Below are 9,645 nucleotides of genomic sequence, written 5' to 3'. Positions count from 1 at the left end.
AGGTTTATTAAGGATTATTTTGCTAGAAAATGAATTTGCGGCAGTAAATTTGTTACTTAGTGCGTTGCTTCTCTGATTTAGCAGTAAATTTGTTACTTACGCCCGAAATTAATCATTACAAACAAATCCTATCCGAACCAAACCGAATCTTGCGTGCAAGTATAAAGTAACTGCGTCGAAAACAAAAGGTTATTTTTTAGAACAAACGGCGTAAATCAGTATAAATAAAAACAATAACGCCGTGTGACTATACCAACACGGCGCTCTGTTTTTTACTCTGCTTAACGTTTTGTTTTCTCTGCGGCTTACGGTTTGCCGCTTGCGGGGCTGACGGTGAGGATTTCGTATCCCGTTTCGGTCACCAGCACTTCGTGTTCCCATTGGGCGGAGAGCGAGCGGTCTTTGGTGACCACCGTCCAGCCGTCGGCCAGGATTTTCAGATGGCGTTTACCCTGGTTGATCATCGGTTCGACGGTGAAAATCATGCCGGGTTTCAACACCAGCCCCTGCCCTTTGCGGCCGTAATGCAATACCTGCGGTTCGCAGTGGAATTCGCGGCCGATGCCGTGGCCGCAGAATTCCTGCACCACGGAATAGCCCGCGTTTTCGGCCACCTGCTGACAGGCATGGCCGACGTCGCCGAGCGTGGCGCCGGGTTTGACTTCGGCGATGCCCGCCATCATGGCTTCGTGCGTCACGTCGATCAGGCGGCGGGCGACGGGGGAAATCGTGCCGACGGCGTACATACGGCTGGAATCGCCGTGGAAGCCGTCTTTTTTGATGGTGACGTCGATATTGACGATGTCGCCGTTTTTCAGCGGCTTGTCGTTGGGGATGCCGTGGCAGATAACATTGTTGACGGATGTGCAGCAGGATTTGGGATACGGCGGGTTGCCGTAGTTCAGCGGCGCGGGATAGCCGCCCTGTACGTTGACGTGGTAGTCGTAGATGAGTTTGTCGATTTCGTTGGTGGTGACGCCGGGTTTGACGAATTGGCCGATGTAGTCGAGCGCTTCGGCGGCCAGGCGGCCAAGTTCGCGCATTTTTTCGATTTCTTCGGGGGTGTGGATGATTACTGCCATAGCGGTTTTGCCGTTTATCAATCAATAAATAATGAGGCGGCGATTATAGCGCGAAACGGTAAAGGCCGTCTGAAAGCGGGGTTTCAGACGGCCTTTTGCCTGCGGCGGCTCAGGGGCGGAAGGAGTCGGTTTGGCAGACGAAGCGGTAGGCGCCGATGGCGAAGCCGTGGCGGAAATAGAGGCGGTGCGCTTCGGCGCGTTCGAGACCCGCATCGGCGGCGGCATGGATTTGCGCGATGTTTTCCGCCTGCGCGAACGCAGCCACGGCTTGCAGCAGCAGGCGGCAGCAGCCGCGCCCGCGCATCTGCGGCACGGTAACCAAATCGTCGATCAGAATGTGTCTGCCCGCCGAGAGGCTGGTGGCGGTGCGCAGGCCGCACACGGCGACGGCGTTGTTTTTGCCCGCTTCAAACACGCCGAACAGGCGGTAGCCTTCGGGGCGCTGGCCTTTGTCCACCTGTTCGGCGAAGTGGTTGGCATCGGTCAGCTCGGGGCGCAATACGCTTAACGCGGGGAAGGCCAGTTTGGTGTCGCCCGCTGCAATTTCGCGCACGATCAGGCTGTGTTCCGCCTCTGTTGCGGGGGCGGGCTGCGGCGCGGGAGTGCTTTGTTCGGGCACGGGCGCTGCAGCGGGCGGCTGTTCGCGCGTCAGGGCGGCGAGGCCGTCTGCATCGAGCACCTGCAAATCGTTGTCGGCGGCAAAGTCCATCAGGAAGCGGAACATCGGCGGATTGATGGTTTCCAACCTCGTACCCACGGCGACGCTGCGCACTTTGCCGACAAGAAGCGGCCGCACCCATTCGTGGTAGGACAGGCGGTTGCCCTTGTCGAACGACGACAGGATGCCGCACAGGCGTTCCGCCCAATCGCTCGGACGGAAGACCTTGCCTTTGCAGGTTGTGCCGTAGATAACGATTTCGTCGGGGTTGGGGGTGAACATCGCGGCCTCTTTTCTTGGTTTTTTCGCAGACTGTGAGGGGGCGAATTATAGCGCAGGCGCAGGGCAGGCGCAGCCGCGCGGCAAAAGGCCGTCTGAAAGCGGATATCCAATGAAGTTGGCACAGAAAACGCATTTCAGACGGCCTTTTTGTTCCGGTGCGGGAAAAGTTACGGAGGCTTGGAAACGCCGTTTGCGTGCAGGCGGGAGCGGCCTTTGCCTGCGCGGATTCGTCACACGGGCTCAATATAACGGCACCCGTTTCCGGCGCTTCCTTCGCTGGGACATTGAGGCCGTCTGAAACGCGCCCGTACGGTTTTAACTTCGTGAAATCCTTGCTTTCAGACGGCCTGAACACGGCGCGGCAACGGAGCGGGAACGCGTTTTCAGACGGCCTTAAAGTGTTCCCACACCGGCCGGCATCCTTTCGGCAACTCGGGACACGCGCCGAGGATGCCGCCGGAGAAGTCGCCCGGGCGGTGGAAATCGCTGCCCGCGCTGGCGAGCAGGCCGTAGCGTTCGGCGAGCAAGGCGTAGTTGAGGCTGTCGTTTTTGCTGCAACTGCCACTGTGCACTTCGATGCCTGCGCCGCCCAAGGCTTTGAATTCTTCAAACAGGCGGCGTTTGGCGGTGGCGGAGAAGCCGTAGCGCATGGGATGGGCAACCACGGCCAGCCCGCCTGCGCCGTTAATGGCAGCCACGCAGTCGGCCAGCTCTGCCCATTGGTGCGGCACGGCGCAGGATTTGCCGTCGCCCAGATATTTGGTGAACGCCTGCTGTTTGTTGCGCACATGGCCTTGCTGGATAAGGAAATCGGCAACGTGGGTGCGGCTGACCATTTCGGGATTGGCGGCCAGCGCGAGCGCGCCTTCGTATGCGCCGACTATGCCTTTTTTCTCCAGCTTGGCGGCGATGGCTTCAAGGCGTTTCAGACGGCCTTGGCGCACGGCGGCGAGCAGGTTTTGCAGCGCGGCGTTGCCCTCGTCAAAATCCAGCCCGACAATGTGGACGGTGTTGCCGTGCCACGTTACCGAAATTTCCACGCCGCTGACAAAGCGCAAACCGAGCGCGGCGGCTTCGGCGCGGGCTTCGGCAAGGCCGCCGGTGTGGTCGTGGTCGGTGAGGGCGAGCAGGGTGCAGCCGTTTTGATGCGCGAGGCGCACGACTTCGGCGGGGCTTAGGCGGCCGTCTGAAACGGTGGAATGGCAGTGCAAATCTATCATAATGTACTTTCAGACGGCCTCATTATTTTGATTTTCCAACTGTTTTTGCTGCGCGTCGTAGGCCGCTTTTTCGCGACGGTAGATTTCAAAAGTGCAGGCATCGCCGCATTCGCTGCCGCAGCATTCCCAGTCTTCAGGGCGCACGGGTTCGGACAGTAGGCTTTCAGACGGCCTCATATCAGGCTTCGGAGTCGTATCCATCGGCAATCTCCAGTATCGCGCCGTCAAACTCAATCACTTCGCCGCCGCGTATTTTCGCCGTTTTGCGCGTTTCCACTTCGCCGTTGCGCAACACGTTGCCCGCCGCAATCAGCATTTTCGCCTGCCCGCCGCTGTCGGCCAAACCGGCGATTTTCAGCAAATCGCACAGGGCGATGTATTCTTTGTCTTCCAAGTAAACGACGGCTTCCATAGGTAATCCTTTTTGAAAATGAACGCATTATAGCTTATATAAATATAGGCGTCGGCTTGACGGGAAAAATATGTTCAACTATGATTCGTCTAATATATAAAATTTTTTATATATTCAACTCAGGAGATGAAACCATGAAAAAAAACGTCGGTACGCTTGACCGCATTATCCGCATTATTTTGGGCTTGGCCTTAATCGCCGCTGCCGCCACGGGCGCAATCGGCTGGTGGGGCTGGATAGGCGTGGTGCCGCTGGCCACGGGGCTGATGTCAAGCTGCCTTTTATACAGCCTGCTCGGCATCAACACCTGCCCGGCGGATAAAAAATGAGCGAGGCCAAAGGTTTGCCGCGTATCGGTGCAAACGAAGCGGGCAAACTCGGCGGCGAAGTCTTGTTTGTCGATATCCGCAGCGCGGCCGAATACCGGCGCGAACACATCGCCGAGGCCGTCTGCATTCCCGCAGCCGAGTTGGCTGCAAAACCCGATGCCGCCGCAAATGCCGATACGCTGGTGTTTTACTGCCTGTCAGGCATGCGTACCGCGCAGGCGGCGGCAACGCTGGCCGCAGCGGCAAACGGGCGTACGGCCTATATTCTGGACGGCGGTTTGCAGGCATGGAAAAAAGCCGGCCTGCCCACCATCGCCGACCGCAGCGCGCCGCTCGACATCATGCGGCAGGTGCAGATAGGCGCAGGCTCGCTGGTGTTGCTCGGCATCATCGGCGGCGCGTTTCTCTCGCCCGCGCTGTATTGGCTCTCGGCCTTTGTCGGCGCAGGGCTGCTCACGGCGGGGATGACCGGATTTTGCGGCATGGCCAAAATTCTGGCGCGGATGCCGTGGAATCGGGTTTGAAGTAAAGCTGGTACAATCCGTTTCCATGCTTTCAGACGGCCTTTTGCGCAAGACCCAAAGGCCGTCTGAAAACGTTTTTCCGATTTAAAAACACGCACAAACCCACATTAAAATGAACACCGAAAATCCCCCCTACGAAGAAGCCGCCGCCTTTTTAAAACTGCTGGCTAATCCCAACCGTTTGGCCGTGTTGTGCAGCCTGCACGATGCCCCGCGCAACGTAACCGGGCTGGCCGAAGCCGTCGGCCTGCCGCAGGCCGCCATGTCCGCCCAACTCGCCCTGTTGCGCGAAGCCGGGCTGGTGGCCTGCGAAACCAACCACCGCGAACGGCTCTATTCGATTGCCGACCCGCGCGTTGCCGCCACCATCGATTTGCTGTATTCGTTTTTTTGTGCGGACGAAACGGCGGGCAGACGGGACAAAGAGGCCGTCTGAACGCCCTGCCCTGCCGAACGGGCATGATTTTTCGGGGACAATGCAAAAAAGGCCGTCTGAAATCGTTCAGACGGCCTCTTCTTATTTTCTGCCTCAGGCAAACAACCAATGCAGAATCTGTATCAGCACAATGGTGCAGACGGCGGCGACGGTGTCGTCGAGCATCACCCCCAAGCCGCCTTTGATGCGGCTGTCGGCCCATTTGACGGGCTGCGGTTTGGCGATGTCGAAAACGCGGAACAGGATAAAGGCCAGCAGCCACCAACCGAAACCCTGCGGCACGCAGGAAAGCACCAGCATCATGGCAGCAAACTCGTCCCAAACGATGGCGCGGTGGTCGGTCTGCCCCAGTTCGCGGCTGACGGTGTCGCAGATGCGCACGCCGATGGCAAACAGAATCAGCGCCAAAACCAGCAGGGCGGTATGGCTCATGCCCATTCCCAAGAGCAGGCCGGAGACGAAAACGGCGGGCAGCGTGCCGAATGTGCCGGGGGCTTTGCCGGAGAGCCCGGTGCCGAAGCCGAGGCCAAGGATGCGCACGGGGCGGCGCATCATCCATTCCCAAGAGGGAGCGGCGGGTTGTTGCGTTTGCGACATGGTTTTTCCTTACGTAAAAATGGTTTGAACAATCGGGCGTCGTGCCCGTACGTTGTGCCGCCGTGTGCTTTGGCTTTCCCTATCCGTTTTCCCGCACCGGGAAACCGGTTCTGTCGGCGCTGTATTTTCACTTCGTCGAAGCCTCGTTTTCAGACGGCCTTTATGCCGTACAGGCGTGGCAAACGGGGCGGACAGTGCGGGCGGCGGCAGAGCGCGATTATAGCTTTTCGCGCCATGCGTTCAAACCGTTCGGATGCGTTATGCGGCGTTTATCCTGCGGTTTGCTGATGTGGAACAAAAGAAAACGGGGCTTGCGCCCCGTCGTTCGGAATCCGTCAGATGACTTCCAGCACGAAATACTGTTTCAGTTTTTCGTAAACCTCGTCGCTGACATTGATACAGCCGTTGGTCATGATGCGGTCGGCAGCCACGGGCGACTGGATGCGCTCCAAGCGGCGCTCCGACGGTTTGAGCGTCCAGACGCGGTGCAGGGCAAACAGAAAATCCTTTTCCTGCTTGAAACCGATGATGTCGCCGCCGTAGCCGCGTTTGTCGGTTTTGTAGATTTTCATGTCGAACAAGCCTTTCGGCGTGGTTTTGCCGACCAGAACGGGATGGCATTGGCCGTTGTCGGCAAAACACAATTCGGCTTTGGCGGTATCGACCACGACTTTGCGGCTCTGCTTGAAAGCATCAATGCTGCCGGAAGCGGAAGCGGTAACGCTTCCTCCCAGCAGCATCACAAACCATAAGGTTTTCAGCATAAACCCTGCTTATTGGCGGATTTTCTTGGCCGGAGCGGCTACCACTTCGCGGATGATGACCTGCGGCTCGGCTTTGGGCGGCTCGGGCTGGGGTGGCGGGCATACCGCGCCTTGCGGGAATACGGGATTCCAGTGGAAGCTGCGGGCGAATTTGTGTTTGTCGAAAATCACTTTGTACTGGCAGGTGGTTATGCCGTCCACGCCGGAGGTGTTGTCGGGATCGACTCCCACGCCCGGGGTGTAGAAGTGGAACAGGTAATCCCATTCGCGCACGCCGTACATGCCTTCGTCGTAGTGCGGGCGGCCGAGGATTTTGTAAATGTCGTCCTTAGTCAGGCCGGGACGCATTTGATCAAGCTCGTCGAAAGTCGGGAATGTGCCGCGCTTGTTGTTGAATGTCAGGGAATAGGGTTTGGGGAAAACGGGGTTGTCTGTAGTGCCTTCCGCCGTGATTCTGCTTTTGGTCGCACAGGCAGACAGCAGGCAGGCAACGGCGAGCGCCGCACCTGTTTTCAGAAATTGGGCTGTTTTCATTTGATTTTATCCTTTTGAATTTTGTTTTCAGACGGCCTGAAAGCCTCAGGCCGTCTGAAAACCCGGTTGCTATACAACAGTCGGAACTATTTTACACGATTACCATTGGTAGCCCACGGCAGCAGTGCCGCCGACATGGCCGCGGGAGTTGCCGGTGACCGTACCTTTGATGATCCAGTTGCCGCCGTCGGAGATGCTGGAATAGCCGATGGCGTAACCGCTCGCACCGCGGTACACACTGCCGCCGACAGCCATCATGCTCTTACCTGGCAGGTAAGCCTGCGGCAGACCGGCAACCGCCATCGCCGCAGCCGTACCGGCTTTGGAGTCAGCCGCTACGTCGTCAATTTTCTTGTTCAACCGGTTGCCCAGATTGACCACTTGGTTGTTGACGTTTTGGTTGATGGCTTGGTTGGTGTAGTACAGCTGGCTGCCGTTGATGGCATCGGTGCTGTTGGCGGAAATCACACCTGCGGCCACCCCCTGAATCTGACGGGTTTCGGTCGCGTTGCCGACGCTGACAATGCCTTTCGCATCTTTCACGCCTGCAACATTGGCATCATTCGCACCCAAGTAGGTGTAGTTGCTTGCACCTGCAACAACCTGGTGTACACCGGTGGTGGCATTGGTAGTCGAACCGGTTTGGGCGAAGCTGGCACTCCGATCACCTAAGAATACAGAGTTCGCTTTAGTCTGGTTAACATTGTTACCCAATACAAATGTTCCGTTTGTATTGATGGTATTGTTATTACCAACGCTATAGCTGTTTGCTCCGTTGATAATGCTCGGGTCACCGATTGCGCCGGAATTATTGCCTGTTACCTTGTTGCCGGTACCGATGGAAATCGCATTCTTACCGATAGCCTGAGCACCTTTACCGATGGCGATACCGTTTTGACCTGACGCCAAAGACTGGCTGCCCATCGCAACAGCATCCGTACCTGTGCCTTTGGCCTGATAGCCGACGGCAACGGCATATCTGCCGGAAGCACTGGAGTCTACGGTATTGGTTGCCTGGTCAATTTGCGCCTGACCGTTGTTCACGTGGAAGAACTTGATACCCTGCTCATTCATATTCTGAATGGCGGAAATAACCGAGTTGTTCACAAATTCTTTCTGGTTGGCAACATTGTAAGTTTTCAGAGCCACTTTACCAGCATCAGTCAGCTTACCGTTTTTATCGATATATTTGTTGTCGTTACCGCCCAAGATCTGTTTGTAGTTGTTGGAAATATTGGTCACATTGGATTCGACTTTGGTCAAATCGCCAACGGTGGCCGCATTATTCCACTCGGGAGCTTTCTCGCCTTCGGCTTTAATTTGGGCAACTGTTTTACCGTTCAAACCGCTGGCAACATTGGTAATCTGCTTGCCGCCGTTGCTCAGACCGTTTGCGGTCAGGTTCACGGTGTTGTTCGGATTACCGGTGGTCGGCGATTTGATGGTAACGCCGCCGTTGTTCACGGTGGTGTTGCCGGCGGTAACGCTGTCCACGTTCAGATCGCGTTTGAGGGCGACATTCACACCCGAAGCGTCGGCTTTGGTGGTGATGTTGCTGTCGCCGGTTACGGCTACCTGGCTGCCCAGTTTCTTCACGCCGGTTGTGCCGGTGTCGCCGGTGAAGGTCAGGCCTTTGGTGTCCAGCGCGTCTTTCGCGGCCGCACCTTTGGCGATGTCGGCTTTGGTTTTGGCCGACAGATCCACGGCGTAATCGGTTACGTTGTTGGCGTTTTTCTTGCCTTTGGCAACGGTGAGGGCGGTAGAGCCGGCCGAAACGCTCGCGCCGTCAGCATTCACGGTGTAAATGCTTTGGCCGTTGCTGCCTTTGGTTTCCACAACGCTGGCAATATTGGTGCCGGCTTTGACTTCGGTTTTCGCCGCTTTCACCTGGCCGACGTTGGCTGCATCGGTGTTGTTCACACCGGCGGCAACGTTGGTGATGGCTTTGTTGCCGGCGTTGATGCCTTTGGCAGAAAGCGATACGCCGCCCGCAGTGAAGCTGTTGGCTTTCAGATCGTTGGCGGTGGCCACTTTGTAAGTGGTGCTGCCGTCTTTGTTCTGAGTCGGGGTAACGACAATGTTGCTGCCCGCTTCAACTTTGTTGGCCGCTTTCGCTGCCGCCTGGTTCAACTGGGAAACGTTGACTGCATCGGTATCGGCTGTGCCCGGCGCAACATTGGTGATTCTGTTGCCGCCGTTGTTGAGGCCGTTTGAAGTCAGGCTCACCGGTTTCTTGCCCGCAGATTTCGGGGTGATGGTCACGCCGTTGCCGCCAACTTTGGTCACGTTACCTGCAGCATCTTTGAACTCGGCACTGGTCAGGTCTTGCAACTCTTTGGCCAGTTTGACATCCAAAGTATCTGTGCCGTTAGCCACAACACCGATATTGCCACTGCTCAATTTTTTGACATCAGCAACACCACCTTTGACGTTCACTTTGCTGCCCAATTTGCGCTCAACATCCGTACCGGTATCGCCGGCAAAAGTCAGCGGGCTGTTAGCAGCCGTATTCAATGCATTCAATGCATCGCCTACGTTGTCATAAGCTTTGGTCTTGCCGTCAGACGGTTTACCGTCCACCAAGTTGTATGTCGGGGCTTTAAAGCTACCGTCGGCATTGATTTGCGAACCGCCACCCAGTGCTTTGGCTGCACCTTTGAGCTGGCTTACATTCACTGCATCGGTATCGGCAATGCCTTTGGCTACGTTTTTAACCTGTACGGGTTTGCCGCTGTCTTTGCCGACGAGGCTGACGGTGTTGGTCGGATCGGTGCTGGCTCTGCCGGTGTTGTCAACGTACTGCATCG

13 protein-coding genes are annotated in these 9,645 nt (G+C 56.8%); 4 read left to right on the top strand and 9 right to left on the bottom strand.

The window, feature by feature from the left end:
• Window positions 1–305: 305 nt before the first annotated feature.
• The 5 genes from map to ACLD9W_RS11255 all read right to left on the bottom strand — a co-directional run bounded on the left by map (window position 306) and on the right by ACLD9W_RS11255 (window position 3,654).
• Entirely contained in the window at window positions 306–1,082 is a 777-nt protein-coding gene (gene map / locus ACLD9W_RS11275; RefSeq protein ID WP_410842108.1) for a type I methionyl aminopeptidase, read from the bottom strand.
• A 109-nt stretch (window positions 1,083–1,191) separates the two neighbouring features.
• On the bottom strand, window positions 1,192–2,022 hold the full coding sequence (locus tag ACLD9W_RS11270) for a GNAT family N-acetyltransferase (protein ID WP_410842107.1): 831 nt from the start codon (window positions 2,020–2,022) through the stop codon (window positions 1,192–1,194).
• Between the two features lie 383 nt (window positions 2,023–2,405).
• Window positions 2,406–3,242: a PHP domain-containing protein gene (locus ACLD9W_RS11265; RefSeq protein WP_410842106.1), complete on the bottom strand. Its 837-nt coding sequence runs from the start codon at window positions 3,240–3,242 to the stop codon at window positions 2,406–2,408.
• A gap of 9 nt (window positions 3,243–3,251) precedes the next feature.
• Window positions 3,252–3,443 carry a hypothetical protein gene (locus ACLD9W_RS11260; RefSeq protein WP_410842105.1) on the bottom strand — a complete coding sequence of 64 codons (192 nt, stop codon included), beginning with the start codon at window positions 3,441–3,443 and terminating at the stop codon, window positions 3,252–3,254.
• On the bottom strand, window positions 3,421–3,654 hold the full coding sequence (locus ACLD9W_RS11255) for an RNA-binding S4 domain-containing protein (RefSeq protein WP_410842104.1): 234 nt from the start codon (window positions 3,652–3,654) through the stop codon (window positions 3,421–3,423). The genes ACLD9W_RS11260 and ACLD9W_RS11255 overlap by 23 nt, the downstream gene beginning before the upstream one ends.
• A 134-nt stretch (window positions 3,655–3,788) precedes the next feature.
• Here ACLD9W_RS11255 and ACLD9W_RS11250 point away from each other — a divergent pair, with 134 nt between their 5' ends.
• The 3 genes from ACLD9W_RS11250 (at window position 3,789) to ACLD9W_RS11240 (ending at window position 4,943) form a co-directional block, all read left to right on the top strand.
• The gene (locus tag ACLD9W_RS11250; protein ID WP_410842103.1) at window positions 3,789–3,983 is read left to right on the top strand and encodes a DUF2892 domain-containing protein; all 195 of its coding nucleotides are present in this window, start codon (window positions 3,789–3,791) and stop codon (window positions 3,981–3,983) included.
• Window positions 3,980–4,507, top strand: a complete 528-nt coding sequence (locus ACLD9W_RS11245) for a rhodanese-like domain-containing protein (RefSeq protein ID WP_410842102.1) — start codon at window positions 3,980–3,982, stop codon at window positions 4,505–4,507. The genes ACLD9W_RS11250 and ACLD9W_RS11245 overlap by 4 nt, the downstream gene beginning before the upstream one ends.
• Before the next feature lie 112 nt (window positions 4,508–4,619).
• Window positions 4,620–4,943 carry an ArsR/SmtB family transcription factor gene (locus tag ACLD9W_RS11240; protein ID WP_410842101.1) on the top strand — a complete coding sequence of 108 codons (324 nt, stop codon included), beginning with the start codon at window positions 4,620–4,622 and terminating at the stop codon, window positions 4,941–4,943.
• Window positions 4,944–5,036: 93 nt separating this feature from the next.
• Here the strand turns inward: ACLD9W_RS11240 and ACLD9W_RS11235 are convergent, their stop codons facing one another.
• The 4 genes from ACLD9W_RS11235 to ACLD9W_RS11220 all read right to left on the bottom strand — a co-directional run bounded on the left by ACLD9W_RS11235 (window position 5,037) and on the right by ACLD9W_RS11220 (window position 9,514).
• The gene (locus ACLD9W_RS11235) at window positions 5,037–5,540 is read right to left on the bottom strand and encodes a phosphatidylglycerophosphatase A (RefSeq protein ID WP_410842100.1); all 504 of its coding nucleotides are present in this window, start codon (window positions 5,538–5,540) and stop codon (window positions 5,037–5,039) included.
• Between the two features lie 335 nt (window positions 5,541–5,875).
• Complete coding sequence (locus ACLD9W_RS11230) at window positions 5,876–6,280, bottom strand: murein L,D-transpeptidase (RefSeq protein WP_410842110.1); 405 nt, start codon at window positions 6,278–6,280, stop codon at window positions 5,876–5,878.
• Window positions 6,281–6,313: 33 nt separating this feature from the next.
• A complete protein-coding gene (locus tag ACLD9W_RS11225; protein ID WP_410842099.1) occupies window positions 6,314–6,838 on the bottom strand; it encodes an outer membrane protein assembly factor BamE in 525 nt (174 codons plus the stop codon).
• Window positions 6,839–6,937: 99 nt separating this feature from the next.
• On the bottom strand, window positions 6,938–9,514 hold the full coding sequence (locus ACLD9W_RS11220) for a YadA family autotransporter adhesin (protein ID WP_410842109.1): 2,577 nt from the start codon (window positions 9,512–9,514) through the stop codon (window positions 6,938–6,940).
• On the opposite strand from ACLD9W_RS11220, the gene ACLD9W_RS11215 reads away from it, so the two are divergent.
• On the top strand, window positions 9,461–9,645 hold a 185-nt coding region (locus ACLD9W_RS11215), incomplete at its 3' end, for a hypothetical protein (RefSeq protein ID WP_410842111.1). The two genes, ACLD9W_RS11220 and ACLD9W_RS11215, sit on opposite strands and share 54 nt — an antisense overlap.

Source organism: Neisseria sp. WLZKY-1 (assembly GCF_046546535.1).
GTDB lineage: Bacteria > Pseudomonadota > Gammaproteobacteria > Burkholderiales > Neisseriaceae > Neisseria.
This window is presented reverse-complemented; position numbering and strand designations above follow the sequence as displayed.

Bases quoted from the DNA above. Each gene is read 5' to 3' on its own strand.
- map (WP_410842108.1), bottom strand. From the start codon at position 1,082: ATGGCAGTAATCATCCACACCCCCGAAGAAATCGAAAAAATGCGCGAA.
- ACLD9W_RS11270 (WP_410842107.1), bottom strand. From the start codon at position 2,022: ATGTTCACCCCCAACCCCGACGAAATCGTTATCTACGGCACAACCTGC.
- ACLD9W_RS11265 (WP_410842106.1), bottom strand. From the start codon at position 3,242: ATGATAGATTTGCACTGCCATTCCACCGTTTCAGACGGCCGCCTAAGC.
- ACLD9W_RS11260 (WP_410842105.1), bottom strand. From the start codon at position 3,443: ATGGATACGACTCCGAAGCCTGATATGAGGCCGTCTGAAAGCCTACTG.
- ACLD9W_RS11255 (WP_410842104.1), bottom strand. From the start codon at position 3,654: ATGGAAGCCGTCGTTTACTTGGAAGACAAAGAATACATCGCCCTGTGC.
- ACLD9W_RS11250 (WP_410842103.1), top strand. From the start codon at position 3,789: ATGAAAAAAAACGTCGGTACGCTTGACCGCATTATCCGCATTATTTTG.
- ACLD9W_RS11245 (WP_410842102.1), top strand. From the start codon at position 3,980: ATGAGCGAGGCCAAAGGTTTGCCGCGTATCGGTGCAAACGAAGCGGGC.
- ACLD9W_RS11240 (WP_410842101.1), top strand. From the start codon at position 4,620: ATGAACACCGAAAATCCCCCCTACGAAGAAGCCGCCGCCTTTTTAAAA.
- ACLD9W_RS11235 (WP_410842100.1), bottom strand. From the start codon at position 5,540: ATGTCGCAAACGCAACAACCCGCCGCTCCCTCTTGGGAATGGATGATG.
- ACLD9W_RS11230 (WP_410842110.1), bottom strand. From the start codon at position 6,280: ATGCTGCTGGGAGGAAGCGTTACCGCTTCCGCTTCCGGCAGCATTGAT.
- ACLD9W_RS11225 (WP_410842099.1), bottom strand. From the start codon at position 6,838: ATGAAAACAGCCCAATTTCTGAAAACAGGTGCGGCGCTCGCCGTTGCC.